The organism is Pedobacter sp. WC2501 (genome assembly GCF_052682415.1).
In genome coordinates, this window is the sequence record NZ_JBQZFI010000001.1 from 5,581,137 (window position 1) to 5,599,668 (window position 18,532).

Here is an 18,532-nt window from a genome sequence, read left to right on the forward strand (position 1 = left end):
GAAAAGCTAAACGCAGCCAAAACATCAAAAACTAATTCATTTTTCATCGTGCAACAGGTAGTGCATCCAGAAAACAATGGATTAATTTCATAATCATACACCCTCATAACAGATAGCACAATACATCCCGCATGCTATAACCAAATATTTACAAAACCAATTAAATTATGGATCTTAATTTTTATCCAGAAAACCTGAAGCGACGAAGAGGTTCTTCTTACAAGAAAATCCTGATCACAAGCATGTCTGCACTTTGCATGTTATGTGTCGCAAATACTGCAAATGCAGTTGCAAACAATTTTAAACCAATGCCTTCATCCTTTACAACAAACAATCCTATGAGCAAAAGGGATGTTACGCTTAAAGGAAAAATTGTCGACGAAAAAGGTGAAACCTTGGTTGGCGTGAGTATAAAAGTAAAAGGTACGACTATTGTAGCCTCTACCGATGCCAATGGTGCTTTCACCATTACAATTCCATCAACGGTGAGCAATCCGGTTTTGGTGGTATCGTACATTGGATATACCACACAAGAAGTACCTGTAGATGGAAAAACATCGATCAGCATCCAGTTAAAAAGTTCCACAAATGATTTAGATGAGGTTGTAGTTATTGGCTATAACACCGTAAAGAAAAGTGATTTAACCGGCGCGGTGGTAAGCGTGGGTGCTAAAGAAATCAGATCAAGACCGGTAACCAATGCCTTACAAGCCATGCAGGGCAAAGCGGCAGGTGTAGATATCACCTCGAATGAGCGCCCTGGTCAGGTAGGAGATATTAAAATTCGTGGCCTTAGGTCACTAAAAGCAAGTAATTCACCCTTATTCGTGGTAGATGGTATTCCATTACAAGCTGGCGGGATCGATGCCATTAATCCGAACGACATTGAAAATATTGATGTTTTAAAGGATGCCTCTGCAACAGCCATTTATGGCTCAAGAGGTGCCAATGGAGTGGTACTCGTAACCACCAAAAAAGGTAAAACCGGAAGATTAACCATGGATTATGTGGGTACGGCAACCATCGAAACCCTAAACGACAGGATGGAAATGATGAATTCGGCACAATATATCGAGTTTCGCCGTGATGCATTTAGGGCATTGCCAGCAACCGATACCCGGAAATATCCAACTGTAGCTACTTTGGCTAAGGACAGAGAAATTTTTTCGGGAGACCCTTATGTACTCGAAAATATAGAAAAGGGCTGGGCAAATGGTGTTTACGATGGCAGCCTGGTACCTACTACCGATTGGGGCGATTTAGTGACCAGAACCGGAATTACCCAGGATCATGTGTTAAGTGTAAGTGGTGGTACCGAAAAAATGAAAGCGTATGGATCATTCGGCTACCTGAATCAAACCGGTACCCAACTTGGGCAGGATTTTGAAAGATATAGCGGTAAATTAAGTGTAGAGATTAATCCCGTTAAATGGTTTAAAATGGGACTTAATATCACCACAACCTATAGCCTGCAAAACTATGGTTTCGTTGCGGCCAGTGCTTCGGGCGCTGGTAATATTTATGCCGCAGCGCGTGGCATGCTTCCTATGGCTATTCCTTATGATCCAAGTGGCAATAGAATTAACCTGCCAGGTGGCGATATCAATATCCAGAATCCAATTCTGGAGGCCGATTACAACATTAATCTTCGCAAAACTTTCAGAACATTAGGTTCAGCTTTTGCTGAAGTCAATATTTTAAAAGGATTAAAATACCGCATCAATTTCGGTCCTGATTTTTCTAATTTCTATAATGGGAAGTACCAGGATGCAAAATCGGTAAACCGCGATGCTGGTATACCAGGTTCGGTTAATAATTATGCGCAGTTAAACCAAAGCAATAAGTTTGCCTATACCCTCGATCATTTATTGTATTACGACAAAACCATTAACAAGCACAGTTTTGGGGTAACCTTGTTGCAGAGTTCTTCGCTTTTTCAAGATGAATCTTCATCACTAACGGGCAGTAAAATAAATTTAATTGCTCCGCTTTGGTATGGGTTAAGAGCGGGAAGTATTACCGCTCTGGATGGATTTGACACCGATTTTAGAAAATCTACCCTCGAGTCGTATATGGCAAGGGTAAACTACAGTTTTGATAGTAAATACCTGTTAACCGCATCGATACGTTCAGATGGGGCATCACAATTGGCCGAAGGCAACAAGTGGGATTTTTTCCCATCAGCAGCCCTGGCATGGCGTATGGATCAGGAAGATTTCATGAAAAACATCAAATGGGTAAGTCAATTAAAATTGAGGCTTGGTGTGGGTAGCACAGGTAACTCATCAGTAGATATTGGTAGCACATTGGGTCTTTTGCAACCCCTTACCTATACCTTTGGCAGTGCTGCCCAAATAGGTTATGTAGCATCAGACGCTTCTCTGGCCAACCCAATTTCATTTCCTAACAAATTGTTAAGCTGGGAAAAAACCCAACAGTATAATTTAGGCCTCGATTTCGACCTGCTAAAAGGAAGAATAAACGGTTCATTAGATCTTTATAAGTCTAAAACCACCGATCTGATCTTACTTAAAAAAATCAATATCATCAATGGTTATCCTACCTCTTATGATAACATTGGTTCGACCAAAAACAAAGGGCTCGATTTAACTTTGAATACAGTTAACGTGAGGTCAAAAGATTTTAGCTGGGAATCTACCCTGAATTTTTCGACCAGCAGAGATGAGATTGTGAAACTGAACGGTGGCGATATGGTTGCCGATCTTTTCTTTATCGGAAACGGGATCAGTGTAGCTTACGATTATGTTAAAGATGGCATTTGGCAAGATACACCGGAAGATAAGATCGAAATAGATAAGTTCAAGGCAAACGGACAAACATTTTTACCTGGAAGTATTAGGATCAGGGATTTAAATGGCGACCATAAAATTGATGCCAATAATGACCGTCAGGTACTGGGTCGTTATACACCAAGCTGGAGCGGAGGTATTACAAACACTTTTAACTACAAAGGTTTCGATTTATCTGTTTTTATCATTGCAAGATATAATTTCCTTATCGCAACGGGCGCCGAATCCTTACAAGGCCGTTTTGCCCAACGTGTATTAGATTACTGGACACCAACAAACCCTACCAACGATTATCCTGCACCTAATTACGGTAGTGCAGCAGGAGATCAGTTTAAAAGTGCTATGAACTACCAGGATGGTTCTTTTATCAAGGTTAGAAATATATCGTTGGGTTATAATTTTGCCGACAACATCACTAAAAAACTAACACTATCCAGGTTAAGGGTTTATGCCCAGATGATTAACCCTGGTTTAATCTATTCTAAGGTAAAATGGATAGATCCGGATTTAGGTGGATCTACCTTTAACAGAGGTGTTGTATTTGGCATTAACGCAAGTTTCTAACAGAGTGAAAAAATATTGATTATGAAAAAGATTGTAAATATTATATCAGGAGTGGCTTTGTTAGGAAGCTTAATGGTGCTTCCCACTTCCTGTAAAAAAAGTTTCCTGGATGAAGAAGTGATCAACTCACGCAATACATCCGATTTTCAAAAAACAGAAGGATTAGATGGCTTGGTTATTGGTATGTACCAAAGTTTAAAATTCCATTTTAATTACACCTGGGCTTACACCAGCACCAATTACGGGGTAGATGAGTTTACGGTAGGTGGCGATAGAACCGAGCAAATGTGGAACTCTTATGACGGAACCTTAAATTCGTTAAATGCGGATGTACAGGCCGTTTTTGATAACATGTACACCAATATTAATTCGGCCAATATTGTGATTAAAAATGTACCGGTTTATTACACTGGTGCCAACAAAAATACCCGCCTGGGAGAAGGCTATTTTATGCGTGCCTTTGATTATTTTAAACTGGTTAAACAATATGGAGGGGTACCTTTGCAGCTCGAATCTTTAGAAACAATTAAAGATGAGTTTACAAGGAATTCTGCCAAAGAAGTGTACGAACAGGTAATTCAGGATTTTACGCAAGCCTATAACCTGCTTCCAACAGCAGCGGCAGAAAGAGGAAGAATTACCAAATGGGCCGCTGCTCACTTTCTGGCTAAGGCCTATCTGTTCCGTGCGAGCGAAATGAATAACGAATGGAATGGCGATACCAAAACAGCCGATCTGCAAAATGCGATTAAATATGCAGATTTAGTAATTGGCAGCGGCCAGCATAGCTTAGCGACCAACTACAGCGATCTTTGGAACTTTACAACTGTAGATGGCGCCAACGAAACCAATCGGGAAATTATACTGGCTGCCCAGTTTTCGAACAATACTGCAACCCAGGGAAGGTATGGTAACCAGGTACACCTGTATTATCCATCAGTTTATCAAACTCTTCCAGGAATGATACGCGATATAGCAGGCGGACGCGAATTTCAGCGGATGAGATCGACAGATTATGCTTTAGATGTTTTTGACCGCGTGAACGACTCCAGATTTTGGAAAAGTTTTAAAACACGTTACGTTTCTAATAATGCAGCCAGTATCCCCAAATGGGTTAAAGGCAGTGCCCCTACTCCGGCACAAGAAGGGCAACCAAAATTTGCTGTTGGTGAAGAGGCTGTTTTGTACATTATAAACGATGCCGGCGATACCAGGTATACCCCAATAGTTCCTAACGCCGATCCGGCTTTATCAACAGACCTTGCCCGCCGCAAACCATCTATGTTTGTGAGGTATTTTGCTGGTCAACCACAAAGCTACTTAAATGCCCATGGCAATTACGGTGTGAGCCAATATGTGGCTTTATCCAAATTTATGGATGGCTCCAGAAACCTCGTTGCCTCACAGTTCGGACAGCGTGATGGAATTCTTGCCCGCCTTGCCGAAACCTATTTAATTGCCGCTGAAGCTTACGGACGATTGGGACAGTATGCACAAGCTATCCCTTATTTAAATAGTGTTCGCGATCGCGCGGCCTATAAAGATGGAGAAGACCGTTCTTCTTATGTTGATGGCGGAATTTCTTATAAAACCAATCCTGCAGTAACTTCTGCAATTGTTTCCTATTCGGACAAAAACACGTATTTCGAATCAAACAATATCCCGGTAACAACAACCAATACATTATCTTCGATGCATTTAAATAGTGAGGCCGATATTTTTAACTCAGGCAAAGATTTTTACGATAAAGTTGGCGCAAGTTCGAATGCAGATAAATTCACAGCCTTTATTTTGGATGAACGCTCCAGGGAATTAATGGGCGAACTGATGAGATGGGAAGACCTGGCCCGCACCAAAACATTAGTAGCACGTACCGCTGCATTTAACCTGGAAGCTAAACCAATTGCAAGTAAACATTACCTGCGTCCTATTCCTCAAAGTTTCTTAGATGTACTTAAAATTGGTGGAGAACCTTTAACACCTGAACAAAAACAGGCCATGCAAAACCCTGGCTGGTAAGTAAATTAAGCCTTTGAAAAGAGCAATTTACTTTCGGGTTTATTGCTCTTTTTTGTTTTGATATTATTATTTATTGTAGTGAAACCGGCACTGAATAACGGCACATTGTTGATCCTTTCCTTTAGTACCTGATATTTGATAAACCAGACGATGCTCCCCGGTAATCCGCCGCGACCAAAAACCCTTTAAATTATGTTTTAAAGCTTCTGGTTTTCCTAAACCATGAAATGGAGTTCTTGTTATATCTTTCAGGAGTGCCCTAACTTTTCTTTCCGCTTCGTCATCATTATCCCTCCAATATTCAAAATCCTCCCAGGCTTCTTCAGTAAATAATATATTCATTACTTAAAGCTCAACTGACTTTTCATCTTCTAAAGAAAATTTCTTCATTCTGCCGTTTTTTAAGCTCTCCATAGATTTCTCTAATCTTTTGCGGTTTGCTTCTGTCGACATTAAATGTGCAGTTTCGGTAAGCGCATTATATTCTTTAATAGAAATAACCACAATAGCATCATCTTCATTATTATTTCTTGGAACAATTAAAACATCCTCCGTAGCGCTTATCTCATCAAAATAGCCTTTCATATTTGTTCTGAGAGAAGAAATGGTTACTGCTTTCATATTTACAAATTTGTACAATCAAATGTACATCATAATGTACAAAAAACCAAATAATGTAATCCCTATTCTTTTATCTTCATCATATAAATAATAGATTAATTAAACTACTTTGTCACCACTGGTTTCCCAAGGCAACTCCAATCAGATTCAGGTTATTTACAGCTAATTGCAAAGCAATCAATGAAAAACAGTTATCATACTGTTAGTGGGCTCAGGAAAAGAAAAAGAAAACTCATATATTGGCCTAGAGGTAAATGGTAAAAAACCTGATGATGATGTTAACCGTGCTGAAACCAAATTGAAAGGTTATTGAAGCAGAAGTTTATGAGCAGCCTTAGGCAGACTTTGGAAGTTTACAGACCCGTTCCGTTGACAGATGCTAATAGAAAGGTCGTAATCTCGACTGAAGTGCAACGGAATGGAGAGATCTTTTAACCAAGTTATTGAAATGAAATTTAAAGATTTCTCCACTGCGGTCGAAATGACTACACTTCGAGGAGACAAATTAGCCCCTCAGATTGACATTAAAAATAAGATATGAAAACATTAAAAAGCGTTTACCTCTTCTTTTGCTTATCCGTTTTTATGTATACGGCAAATGCTCAATCAAAAGCTAACATTGAGGTTAATTTCGACAAAAATATAGCGCCTATGAAATCCATTTGGGCATGGTTTGGTTATGACGAACCAAATTATACCTATATGAAAGATGGCCAGAAGTTATTGACCGAACTTTCTAAATTAAGTCCGGTTCCGGTATATGTACGTGCGCATAACTTGCTAACCTCTGGCGATGGTACTCCTGCTTTAAAATGGGGATCAACCAATGCCTATACAGAAGATTCCAAAGGTAATCCGGTTTACAACTGGGAAATTGTTGATCAGATTTTCGATACCTACGTAAAAAGAGGCATGAAACCTTTGGCGCAAATTGGCTTTATGCCCGAAGCGCTATCAACCAAACCTTTTCCTTATCAGCATAAATGGAAGCCAGGTGTTCGTTACGAAGAGATTTTAACCGGCTGGGCATATCCCCCTAAAGATTATAAAAAATGGAGCAATTTGGTTTACGAGTGGGTAAAACATTGTGTCGTACGATATGGCAAGGCTGAGGTAGAAAGCTGGTACTGGGAAGTGTGGAATGAGCCCGATGGCGCTTATTGGAAAGGTACACAAGCCGAATTCTTTAAACTTTACGATTACGCTGCAGATGGACTAAAACGAGCCTTACCCACGGCAAAAATTGGTGGCGCCAATGTAACGGGCGGCGGAACGAAGTACCTGGATGCCTTTATCAAACACTGCTTAAGCGATACCAATTACGTAACGGGGAAAATCGGTTCTCCTTTAGACGCTGTTCTTTTTCATGCTAAAGGCTCGCCAAATGTGGTTAATGGAACCGTAGTGATGAATGTAAGGACTCAGCTCCGCAATATTGATGGAAATTATAAGATCATCAGTAAATACCCTCAGCTTAAAAATATCCCTGTAATTATCGGCGAATCCGATCCTGAAGGCTGTGCAGCCTGCGGCATGAGTACTAACCCGGAGAATGCTTATCGCAATGGCACCATGTATTCGAGCTATACCGCAGCCTCTTTTGCCCGACTTTACGAACTAACGGATAAATATAAAATCAATCTGTTGGGCGCTGTTACCTGGTCGTTCGAATTTGAAAACCAGCCCTGGTTTGCAGGCTTTCGAGATTTAGCGACTAATGGTGTTGATAAACCTGTTTTAAATGTATTCAGGATGTTCGGCCAGATGAAAGGGAACCGTGTTGAAGCCATAAGCAACCGCATGTACAATTTAAATACTATTTTGGATTCGAGCATCAGAAAACCGCAAACTGATATAGGTGTTTTAGCCACTAAAGCGGAGAAAACCGCTGCTGTTCTGTTGTGGAACTACCATGATGAGGATAAAACGGATTCGAAAGATCTTATTTCAATCCTGCTGAATAAATTGCCCGCAAAAACGGTAATGGTTACAGAATATCGCATTGATACCGAAAACAGCAATTCTTACTCAGAATGGAAAAAAATGGGTTCACCACAAAACCCAGATGCAAAACAGATTGCAGCATTAGAAAAAGCAGGGCAACTTAAAATGATTGGTAAACTCAGGAAATTTGATACTACAAGCGGAGCTTATGAAATAGACTTGGCTCGGCAAGGAGTAGCTTTGTTGAAATTGGATTGGTAGCTTTTTGCTTTTTTTGCCACGAAAACACGGAAAGCACGGAAATAAAGAAGTATTTTTCTCTTGGTCGGTGGCATACCGACCAAAACGATTGTTTATAACGATATAATCGTAATGTTATTTACGCACTCGTTTGGAAACGAGCGCGAGCAATAAAAGTTCCCGTGGTCTGTGTCCTCACAGATCACCTAAATATCCCTTTTTCCGTTCTGTGAGGACACAGACCGAGGATATAGGCGTTTTGCTAACCAACTTTAATAAAGCATGGATTTTAACCAAGGACGCTGTCAATCCCAAGAGCCGGGGAAATCAAAAAAACAGGTGCACAACAGTAAAAATAGCACTAACAAACCTGAAACGCAGTGGTTTTGTGTTCGTAACCGATAATTTAATTTTAAAAAATATTGAACACAAAACGAAATGTCGCTGTTTTTTTGATGCGCATGAGATTGTGCAAAAGGCTCATTGCTGGATTGACAAAGCGCTTTGGGTACTTTGGCGCTCCAAAGTACCATGCCCCGCGGCATAGAGCGATAAAAGAATGTAGAATTAATTGTGTCCACACGATAGGCATACGCGAGAATAACGACCGTTCTTTGCAATCGGTCATTGGTAAATGATCGAGAACCTCATCCCTGGTCGGTGGCTCACCGAATAAAACGATTGTATATAACGATATAATCGTAATCCTATCTCTTGCACTTGTTTGGAAAGGAGCACAAGAGATAACAATATTAATTTGATTAAGGCTTAACCATCAATGGCGCTCCATTTACCATTACGTTTTCAATTTTAACATCCTGATGCCTGTTTTTTAAAAAAGGTGTTTTCGTAGTTACTTCCAAATCTTTAAAAAGAAAACCAGATACCTTATCTTCCGGGTTCCCATCCATTTCGCCAAATTTTGTTGCCTCAACTTTAATGTTGACTATCTTGATGTTCCTAATCGTACCAAATGGTCTTGCTGTGCTGCCTGCCAAATCGAAAAACTGTTTCCAGGGATTTAAGTCGATAATTGCACCGCATTTCCCGGTAATGTTTTCTACCGTAATATTTTCGTAAAGCTGAAAAGTATCTCCACGCATTTTCATCTTTAAAATGGGACAATTATTTTCCACTTTACAGTTGCGCATGGTAATATTACGTGCATGGATACACTCACTTCCCATCGTTAAAGTAGCATGTGCTTCGCCGATGGTGCAGTTTTCAATTAAAACGTCTTCAACAATCCCGTTTTCTGGCAGTTTCTGTGCATCGGGTCCTTTACCACCTTTAATACAAATGGCATCGTCATTTACCGAGATATAACAATTTCTGATGGTTACTTTTTTACAAAAATCAATGTCTATCCCATCAGTGCTTGGTGCTTTTACGGGTCTAAAAGGCGAACGGATATCGCAATCCTCAATTAATACATTATTGGACTGATACAAATGTGTAGTCCAAAATCCAGAATTGCGCAATTTTACCCCCTTAATATTCACATTGTTGCATCCCCAGATAAAAATTAACCGCGGACGACTCACTTCCAGGTTTGTAGATTCTCTTCCTAATTTTTTAAGCGAATCGAGATGTGCCCAAAATGTTTTCCAGAATTTAAGGCCATTTCCATCAATGGTGCCTGATCCTGAAATACTAAAACCATCTACATTTGTCGCATTAACCAATGCGGCAAAATATTTAAGGCTCCTGCCTTCCATCCGCGATGGTATGAATGGATAATCTTTTATATCATCAGAACCCTTAAGCACAGCACCTTCCTGTAACAGCAGCTTCGTTTTAGGCTTAAAAAAGAGTGCTCCGCTAAGATAAACACCTTTAGGAATTACAATCGTTCCTCCTCCTTTTTGATAAGCCTTATCGATTACACTTTGAATGGCTTTGGTATTCAGTTTAGTGCTATCATTACCTACACCAAATTTTGTGATGATATAATCTTGTGCCATGGCATTTATACCAATGACGGTAAACAAAGTGAGTATTAGGAGTCTTTTGATGATAAATTGCATATTATTTGTATAAGTTTTAAAATTCCGCACGCCGGAATTAATAATATATGTTTAGTTGAAAGCTGTAATGCTTACCTGGCCGATTAACCCTGAAGGCATTACACTCCAGTTTGATGCATCAAAATCCTTATAGTTAATATTTACGAAATTGATCTCGTGGTAATTCCGCCACTGGATTTTTTTAATATCCATATCACGGATCCGGTTCGCCATCAAATTAACCACTTCAATTTTTATGGTATTATGTCCTGCTTTTAAATATTTACCCACACGGGCCTGAAAAGGAATACTCCATAAAACACCAACTTCTTGTCCATTGATCCATACACGTGCACTTTCATCTACCTGATTCAGGTTTAGAACATATTCTTTGGCCGATTTTGAACTCAACGTAAAGCTTGAAGTATAAACACCTGTACCAGAAAAGGCCTGTAATTTAGGATCGTTTAAAGTAGTCCAGCTCACCAGTTTAGCTAACTGCTGATCTGCAGGAAGTTCTGGCCCACCTTCAGTAAAATGTAAATTCCACGGTTGGTTGAGGTTAACAGTACTGGTAGCTTTATTTAGATAAAACCAGGGCGTATTGATAGTACCATTACGCTCAACTTTTAAAAACAAACTCTCACCCGATTTAAGCTGTACACGAACCTTTTTATCACATATTGCCGCCAAACCCACATTCGAGCTTTGCGGATCCATGATTAAAACCTGTCCACTTTCATTTAAAGAAAGTTCGGTATCAATGTCTTTAGCGGTGTGGTTAACCAGATAATAGAATTTGCCATTTATTGTTTTCCTCCTGATAAACTGCAGTCCGGTATCGGTTAATGTTTCTCTGTTAATATTTATCGAATTTAATGCTTTTTGCACATCCGCAGCCAATAAAATTACGCCTGTTCCAACTTTAAACTGTTTAATACCATTTGCCCCATCCGTAAAGATAAATTTTGCTAAATCAGCTTTTAGCTGTGCTCTTCTGGCTTCCAGGTTATGTAAACCCGGAACATCTTTAGGCAGTGCCTGAAAAATCACTTTTGCTCCGTTGCTGGCCAGTTTTATCATCTGCTCTAACGTTTCCGGGCTCATCATTTCGCATTGCGGAACAATTAATACCTGATATGGCGAAGCATCTGCGTCGGTACTGATTAATGCCTGGTTAACCGTTGATTGCTTTAACAAGCGATCGGATGCAAAATCGAACGAATAGCCAGATTTAGAAAGATCTTTTGATAATTTATAAAAGGCTGTTGGGTGTAACCATTCATCAACATCGTGTACTTTTAAGGCCATATCTAAACCCTTAGCCTTGTTCCATACATCATAAATTGGCCAATAGATTAATAGTTCGTTGTCTGGCTTTCCTGATTGAAGAATAGATTGACAACGGGCAATATAATTATTCAATCCTTGTGCCTGTGGCCATAAACTGTTGTTTGGATTTATTTCTACCGAAGCGTAAAACAGCCATCCCGGCCAAGGCACATTTGCTGGCGAATTGGTAGTTCCATGATAAAAAATATGGTTTATCCCCGCCAAAAACAATTGCTCTGCTTCTGGTTTACATTGTGAGAATGAAGTTTTAAAATGCTCTGTTAGCCAGGTAAAGGTTTCGGAAGACGCCAGTTTTTTGCCGCCCGTATGCGCGGCAGAAGAAGCAAATTTGAACATCATCGGATCTGGATCTACGTTGCGGATATCCGCTGCATCACGCCTAAGCCCTGGAATCGGGAAGTAACTAGAACCAAAGGTTTCGGTTTCTGGAATGTCAACGGCCCCATAAAGATCGAGCAGATTGCCCGGCGAACCATGCGACTGGTTTTTGGTAACCGATTTAAGCTGATGTGCCCAATTGGTCCAGTTTTTCGTAAAATTATGGAGCAGAAGCTCATCCATGGTTTCCCGGTAATCAGATTTTAAACGGGCAATATCTGCATTTGTAGAATCTTTACCGGTTAGTTCTTTAATTTGAGCTGCAAGATCGTACCCCCTGTTTTTCTTAAATTCCTGAAAGAAAGTGGGTGTCCAGGTAGCGCCATACACTTCATAACTATCATTAAAAAACGACCGGATACCTTGTGCTTTTCCTTCAAAAGCATCTGAAAATCTTTTCAGGTAAACATCAACTGCATTTTTATCGAGGTGATCCAAAGTAAAACCTTCACCCCCAGGTGCTGCACGTTTAACCATTTGTCTTGTTTTACCTGCAAAAGCAGCATAGATATCCCAAATACCGCTCGTTGGCGACCAATTTAAAGATCCATCTGCCTGAACTTTGGAAAGCAGATTGAGCACCTCACCATTTGGCCCATAAGCGGTTAAAGCCTGTAACTGCGCGAAATCCTGTTTCGCTTCTTTAACTTTAATGGTTTCGGTTAACTTCTCTCCCGCGTTGAGTGTATATTGCTGGGTAATCAGTTTGGTGGCGGCATTTTCGGGTTTAATCTGCGGCCCGCCAAACGGCCAGCCTGTACCTGTATTCATGTCTACCCCTAAACCCAAAGTATTGGCTTTATTTACCGTATAGTGCAATATATCAATCCACTTTGGCGATAAAAACCGGAGGTATTGTTTTTCATAACCCTTAGCACCATAAATTGGTGTAATTTCTATTCCACCGAGACCAGCATCTGCGTATTTCTTTAAAACCAGGTTTAAATTCTTTTCGTCTACAGCATTTCCCATCCACCACCAGCGGGTCCAGGGCTTCATCTGCTTTTCGATAACAGGCCAGCTACCTATATTTTTCACAGGCTTTTGTGCTTTAGCCAAACTAAAAACCAATGTATTGATCAGCAGAACAGAAAAGAATGTATTTAATTGCATATTTTTAATCTAAATGGAAAACCATTTCTAAAGGAAATGTCTTTGGAGAATTATCAGCATTGGTTTCCATAATATCGGCCATGTAGGCCCACCATTTCTGCACAATCCGGGTACTGCCTAAATCCTGCGAGGAGCTACCATTTTGTTGTTGCACGGCAAATAGTGTATTGGTTTCTTCATCTAAAAAAATAGAATAATCGCTGATCCCATTTCCCTTTAACAAAGCGGATAGTTCTGGCCAGATCTCATCATGGCGCTTTTTATATTCTGATTTAAAACCGGGCTTAAGCTTCATTTTGAATGCAATTTTCATGTTTTTAATTTTATTTTTAATGAGTTTTAGTAACCAGTCCTATCATTCTTAACGTAGTGAAGAATCCTGAACCGATAAGCATTTAAATTAAGTCCTTCACCTACATTCTTGTCCGATATTTTTAGCTAAACCTGTGTTCTATGCTTAAAGATTCTTCACTATGTTCAGAATGACAAATATTCATGGTCTGTGTTTTTCCTAAATATCTGAAATTCATCTCAGTTACTTTTTAAGCTTATATACCTCTGTTCCGGCCAATAGGAAACAACCCAAACCATAATCTTCAAAATCAGGCATGCTGGTGTAACTTACCGGCTGTCCGTCTTTTGGCTCCTTACCTGTTCCCTGCATAAAACCAATAAAACCATTTTTTTGAACAGCATCTCTCGCCATGGCGTTCCAGGCTTTGGTAATAATCGGCAGATAAGTGGCCTTATCTAAAATACCATGATTTACACCCCAGGCCATGCCATATACAAATAAAGCAGTGCCAGAGGTTTCTTTACCACCAAAATGGGTCGCATCATGCAAACTTACGTTCCAGAAACCATCGGCACGCTGAATGGGAACCAATGCCTTGATCATTTCGTGATAGGTTTTTAAGTATTCACTGCGGTGAGCTTCATTTTCAGGAATAATTTCTAACACGCGTACCAGTGCAGCCACAACCCATCCATTTCCTCTTGACCAATAACAATCTTCTCCGTTTGGTTCTTTGTAAGGGGGCACAAAATCTTTATCGCGCCACCAAAGGCCATCTTTGGCATTGTACAAGCCACCACCCTCGGTATTTTTAGCATGCATATACATTTTGTACATGTAATTGTAATAGCTGGTATCGTTGTATAATTTACCGAGTTTGGCAAAAACAGGCATTCCCATTTGTATGGCATCAATCCAGGTCCAATCGTTTACCTTGCCCGATTTGATTATCAGATCGATCGAGGATTTAATGTCTTTAATGCGCTCGGGTTGTTTATCGATCAGGTAAAGATCAATATAGGTTTGTCCGCAGGCCTGATCGTCGGCATTTTTTGTAGTAATACCATTTCTTAAACCCCAGTTATGTTTTTCGCCCCATTGAACTGCATAATCGTAATATGCTTTTTCTGGATGAATTTTATAAAGATTCATCAATCCTTCGTAATACACAGCCCTTGTCCAGATGTTGCTTGGCCGCTCTCTATTGGTTATAATCGACTTCCCCGCATCTGGCCATTTATTCATGAAATAAGCATTCGTTAATTTCAATACTTTTAAAACCTCCTTTTTATTGGGGATTTTTTGTGCAAAAAGCACCTGTGTAAATATGCTGAGAATCAGAGCGGAGCTGAGTATAAATTTCTTCATGGTGATATTTCGCTTATCGATTAATTGGAATTAGGTTTTGGTTTTAACTCATCCGGACTATCTTTTGTAAAGGTATCGAACTGAATTTTCGACGGACTTTCGAAAATATCTTTCACGGTATTAAAAGCCACTTCATATTTTGGATTAAACTGATCAGACATCATATATTGCTGTAAGCTGAAATAAAGCTGTTGTGCAGCAGGAGTATCTTTTAAATCAGGCGAAAGATTAGCACTTGAAACCACTAATTTCCCCTTACCTACTTTTGCTTCGAAAACCAATGCCAAACGGCGGTTCAAAAACCAGGTATCTATAGGTTGAATAATCGGCCTGAATCCTGAAGGAAAATCTTCGAGGTTCATTACCTGCGATTTGTTTACGATTTCCCACCATTGCATATCGCTGTGATAATCGGTTGGAAAGTTGTTAAAGGCTTCATGTTTTGGATCACATACAATACCCAAAGTATGTGGCGGACGCATTTTAAACCATGAGGTATTCCAGAAAACAGGAAGAAAGGTTTGCACCACTTCTTTTCCTTTTACCACTGTGCCAGCTGCATTGAGAAAAACATTGCCACCATCTGCTAAAACGGACCGGGCTTTATCATCTAAACTAGTGCAATAGTACACATTGCTTTTAACCGATGGCAACTGCGCAGGATAAACCCAGAAATTCCAATCGTTGGCGAATTCAGTTCCATCGATGGTAACTTCCAGTTTTAGTTGTGTTGCTTTTGTGATACCACTTAATGGAAATTTAATTTCTCCGATCGCAATACAATTGGTAACAGCCAAGGTTTTAGGACTGAAATTACCTTTGGCCACATTTACGCCGCTTTCATCTTTGAGTGTCCACGAGAGTTTTGCATTTTCAATTGGTGCTTTCCCAAAATGTGCCACTTCTACCGCAGCTTCTAAGGTTTCGTTATTTGTAAATACAAATTTCGAAACTTTTAAAAGTGGTACTGTACTATTAGAAAAGCGCTTAAATTCCTTAGCGGTAAAATAACCTTTCTCATCCCAGAAGGCATCTAAAACACCAACAAGTGCGGTTCCCTGCCCTGGATAGTCATTTAGCGATAATAACTGGTAGCCATTGTAATTTGGTGTGCGTAATGCCTTTTCAATTTCATTTTTATAACAAAGGGCTTGTAATTTACCCGAAGCCATTAAAAAATCGTGTCCCTGATCGGCCATATCATGGTCTTTGAGATCTTCCTGAAACATCTCGAAGTTTTTTGCACGATAAACACCCGTGTATTTTTTTATTTCATCGAAATTTGGGAAAGCACAATATTGCCCCATTTCATGTGCTACAAAAGGCACTGTAAACTGCTCGATCTGTTTAGCATAAGTAGAAATACTTTCTGGCTTTCTGCCCCAATCTAAACCTCTTGCACCAGCCCGAACCATATATTCGTTGTTTGGAATAACCGGCCAGCTACCACCAACTGAAGCGCCTGTGTATAATCTTCTCAAATCTTTTGCCTTCCAATAATTATTAAACTTAGTCAGGTATTCAACCTGTCTGCCGCGCGGTTCGTTACCATAGGCCATCATACAAAAGGATGCATAATTGCCATAGTTTTTAGTCATTCGATTGGTTTCATCATAAATAAACTGATCGATCGGTTTTCCATCTCCGATAGAAGTACCATGATTGGCCCAGCTTGGCCCCTCTGGCTGAAGGTAAAAACCGATTTGATCTGCAGCGATAAAAGCAGCTTCAGGCGGGCAAAACGAATGGAAACGCATGTGGTTTAACCCATGAGCCTTCGAAATTTTAAAAATGCGTACCCAGGCGGCAACATCCATTGACGGATAACCGGTTAACGGAAATTCGCAATTGTTAACCGTACCGCGTAAAAAAACCGGACGACCATTAATTTCAAAAGTTCGGCCTACAGCTTTAAACTCGCGCATGCCGAATTGAACTTTTTTCTCGTCTTTTTTGCCATCTTTCGATAGTAAAGTTGCTGTTAAACGGTACAATGCGGGATCGAACTCATCCCAGGTGGCTATTTTATTGCCCATTGGCAAATTGATTTCTAAGCTACCTTCGCCGTTTGTGATCTGATAAGTTGCTGTTACGGGTTTTACCTGCAGTACGTTTTTGGTATTGAAACTACTGGCAGAAAGTATAATTTTTCCTGCAGAAGATTGATTGGCACTGGCCTTAAGTTGAATTTTAACCTTCGCTGACTTCTTCTTTAAATCAGGGTAAACCTGGATATCTTCAAAATAAACAGGCGAACTGGCAATTATCTCCATTTTACCGACTACACCATTCCAGTTGCCTTGGGTATGGTCAGTTAAACTATGTGAATCCTGCCCTACATTGATCGCTTTGATGCGATTGTCGATTAATAAAGTGATGGTATGTTTTCCTGCCTTTAAATTTGCCGGGAGTTCAAAATTCTGCGCAACCACAAAGGTATACTGTGTTCCAATTTCAATATCGTCTATCCAAACCCTCGTTTCTGAATGGGGGTATTCCAGAGATAATACCATTCTTTTACCCTTCCAATTGGCTGGGATTAAGACATCTTTCTGGTACCATGCTGCGCCAGTATAATGTTTGGCGGGGGTTAACCAGAAAGGCATTTTCAGGTTACCAGGTTTTCGATATTTTTCTAAGCGGGGATGAAAAAAGTAGGAGCTATCGTAAATACTTCCGGTCCATTTTGTTTTTAAGGTAATGTCGTCGCCCTTTAAATTTTCAGCCATTGAGCCTGGCAGATGAACAGATTCCGGAAGAATGGCGGAATACCATTTTCCTTTAATGCCTTCGTCTTTAGCATCAATTTTGAAACGCCATTTACCAGCAAGTGAAATGTTTTGGGCATGTGTTTGCGTAATGCTTAAAAATATAAAAGCAATGCTCATCAGTACTTTGAAAACTCGGTTAACCTGTATATGCATAAAATTGAACGGTTTATCACCGCTGGTATTTGGTTAGGCCGTTAAAATAAGATAATATCTGCAGGAAAGCATCCTGTAGTATCCTGCCCCATGACTTATTTCAGGTAGCTATTCAATTTATTATATTTTAATTTATTCAGGCCTTCTACAACAGCAGCTGCATTTAACTTCGCTCCTGCCTCATTGGTATGCGTATGGTCTTTCTCGGTAAAAAAAGTTTTCACCTCAGCCGCGCTTAATGCAGCATATTTATCTTTAATAATTTGGTTCAATGGAATAAAATCGACTTTTTCGGCTTTTGCAACTTCTTCTGCCCAGCTGGCATAACTGTCGTTGGCTAAAACTACAGCATCATCTTTAACCGGATTGCGTGGAATTGGTGAGCAAACAATCGCTGTTCCGCCTTTTGCTTTAATATCACTGATGAATTTGCGCAGGTACCAGCCATAAGCATAAACCACTTCTTGCTTTTTCTTAATCGGGTTATAAATTTCTTTACTTTCCATTCCGATACCTTTTATGGTACCACGGGCACGGGCGGTGTCATCTAGCGGGCTGCTATCGTTATGGCCAAACTGCATCATTACAAAATCGCCTTTTTTTACTTTTGCCAAAACAGCACCCCACAAACCATTGGTTTGGAAAGTACGACTGCTGGTACCGCCAAGTGCATCATTTTCAACATTGATTTTTTCGCTGTTGAATAAATCTCCGATAAAACTTCCCCAGCCCCATAAAGCGCCGTCGCCTTTTCCTTTTCCGTTTTTAACGGTCGAATCGCCAATGAGGAATAAAGTTGGTTTTTCCTGTTGTTTTAAGATGATACAGGAAGAAAAAATAATAAAAGCAGTTAAGAGAATGAGGTGTAGGTATTTGTTTGATTTCATGATTATTGCC

General features: G+C 40.0%; 11 protein-coding genes. 3 read left to right on the forward strand and 8 right to left on the reverse strand.

Annotated elements, in window-relative coordinates:
* Positions 1–167 precede the first annotated feature (167 nt).
* Entirely contained in the window at positions 168–3,374 is a 3,207-nt protein-coding gene (locus tag ACUN24_RS23330) for a SusC/RagA family TonB-linked outer membrane protein (protein ID WP_445564694.1), read from the forward strand.
* Positions 3,375–3,395: 21 nt separating this feature from the next.
* Positions 3,396–5,393 carry a RagB/SusD family nutrient uptake outer membrane protein gene (locus ACUN24_RS23335; protein ID WP_445564695.1) on the forward strand — a complete coding sequence of 666 codons (1,998 nt, stop codon included), beginning with the start codon at positions 3,396–3,398 and terminating at the stop codon, positions 5,391–5,393.
* A 66-nt stretch (positions 5,394–5,459) separates the two neighbouring features.
* On the opposite strand, the gene ACUN24_RS23340 is transcribed toward ACUN24_RS23335, so the two are convergent.
* Positions 5,460–5,735, reverse strand: coding sequence for a Txe/YoeB family addiction module toxin (locus tag ACUN24_RS23340; protein WP_445564696.1), 276 nt, complete (start codon positions 5,733–5,735; stop codon positions 5,460–5,462).
* Between the two features lie 3 nt (positions 5,736–5,738).
* Positions 5,739–6,014, reverse strand: a complete 276-nt coding sequence (locus ACUN24_RS23345) for a type II toxin-antitoxin system Phd/YefM family antitoxin (RefSeq protein ID WP_445564697.1) — start codon at positions 6,012–6,014, stop codon at positions 5,739–5,741.
* A 537-nt stretch (positions 6,015–6,551) separates the two neighbouring features.
* Here ACUN24_RS23345 and ACUN24_RS23350 point away from each other — a divergent pair.
* Complete coding sequence (locus ACUN24_RS23350) at positions 6,552–8,219, forward strand: GH39 family glycosyl hydrolase (RefSeq protein WP_445564698.1); 1,668 nt, start codon at positions 6,552–6,554, stop codon at positions 8,217–8,219.
* A 740-nt stretch (positions 8,220–8,959) separates the two neighbouring features.
* On the opposite strand, the gene ACUN24_RS23355 is transcribed toward ACUN24_RS23350, so the two are convergent.
* The 6 genes from ACUN24_RS23355 to ACUN24_RS23380 all read right to left on the reverse strand — a co-directional run bounded on the left by ACUN24_RS23355 (position 8,960) and on the right by ACUN24_RS23380 (position 18,522).
* Positions 8,960–10,225 carry a glycoside hydrolase family 28 protein gene (locus ACUN24_RS23355; protein ID WP_445564699.1) on the reverse strand — a complete coding sequence of 422 codons (1,266 nt, stop codon included), beginning with the start codon at positions 10,223–10,225 and terminating at the stop codon, positions 8,960–8,962.
* A 51-nt stretch (positions 10,226–10,276) separates the two neighbouring features.
* Positions 10,277–13,048, reverse strand: coding sequence for a glycosyl hydrolase (locus ACUN24_RS23360; protein ID WP_445564700.1), 2,772 nt, complete (start codon positions 13,046–13,048; stop codon positions 10,277–10,279).
* Between the two features lie 4 nt (positions 13,049–13,052).
* A complete protein-coding gene (rhaM, locus tag ACUN24_RS23365; protein WP_445564701.1) occupies positions 13,053–13,361 on the reverse strand; it encodes an L-rhamnose mutarotase in 309 nt (102 codons plus the stop codon).
* A gap of 222 nt (positions 13,362–13,583) precedes the next feature.
* Entirely contained in the window at positions 13,584–14,711 is a 1,128-nt protein-coding gene (locus ACUN24_RS23370; RefSeq protein WP_445564702.1) for a glycoside hydrolase family 88/105 protein, read from the reverse strand.
* 20 nt (positions 14,712–14,731) lie between these two features.
* Positions 14,732–17,635: an exo-beta-1,4-galactosidase gene (locus tag ACUN24_RS23375; RefSeq protein WP_445564703.1), complete on the reverse strand. Its 2,904-nt coding sequence runs from the start codon at positions 17,633–17,635 to the stop codon at positions 14,732–14,734.
* Between the two features lie 95 nt (positions 17,636–17,730).
* Complete coding sequence (locus ACUN24_RS23380) at positions 17,731–18,522, reverse strand: rhamnogalacturonan acetylesterase (protein WP_445564704.1); 792 nt, start codon at positions 18,520–18,522, stop codon at positions 17,731–17,733.
* Between the last annotated feature and the right edge of the window lie 10 nt (positions 18,523–18,532).

Excerpts from the sequence above, each read along its gene's own strand:
- ACUN24_RS23330 (WP_445564694.1), top strand. The coding sequence starts at position 168 with ATGGATCTTAATTTTTATCCAGAAAACCTGAAGCGACGAAGAGGTTCT.
- ACUN24_RS23335 (WP_445564695.1), top strand. The coding sequence starts at position 3,396 with ATGAAAAAGATTGTAAATATTATATCAGGAGTGGCTTTGTTAGGAAGC.
- ACUN24_RS23340 (WP_445564696.1), bottom strand. The coding sequence starts at position 5,735 with ATGAATATATTATTTACTGAAGAAGCCTGGGAGGATTTTGAATATTGG.
- ACUN24_RS23345 (WP_445564697.1), bottom strand. The coding sequence starts at position 6,014 with ATGAAAGCAGTAACCATTTCTTCTCTCAGAACAAATATGAAAGGCTAT.
- ACUN24_RS23350 (WP_445564698.1), top strand. The coding sequence starts at position 6,552 with ATGAAAACATTAAAAAGCGTTTACCTCTTCTTTTGCTTATCCGTTTTT.
- ACUN24_RS23355 (WP_445564699.1), bottom strand. The coding sequence starts at position 10,225 with ATGCAATTTATCATCAAAAGACTCCTAATACTCACTTTGTTTACCGTC.
- ACUN24_RS23360 (WP_445564700.1), bottom strand. The coding sequence starts at position 13,048 with ATGCAATTAAATACATTCTTTTCTGTTCTGCTGATCAATACATTGGTT.
- rhaM (WP_445564701.1), bottom strand. The coding sequence starts at position 13,361 with ATGAAAATTGCATTCAAAATGAAGCTTAAGCCCGGTTTTAAATCAGAA.
- ACUN24_RS23370 (WP_445564702.1), bottom strand. The coding sequence starts at position 14,711 with ATGAAGAAATTTATACTCAGCTCCGCTCTGATTCTCAGCATATTTACA.
- ACUN24_RS23375 (WP_445564703.1), bottom strand. The coding sequence starts at position 17,635 with ATGCATATACAGGTTAACCGAGTTTTCAAAGTACTGATGAGCATTGCT.
- ACUN24_RS23380 (WP_445564704.1), bottom strand. The coding sequence starts at position 18,522 with ATGAAATCAAACAAATACCTACACCTCATTCTCTTAACTGCTTTTATT.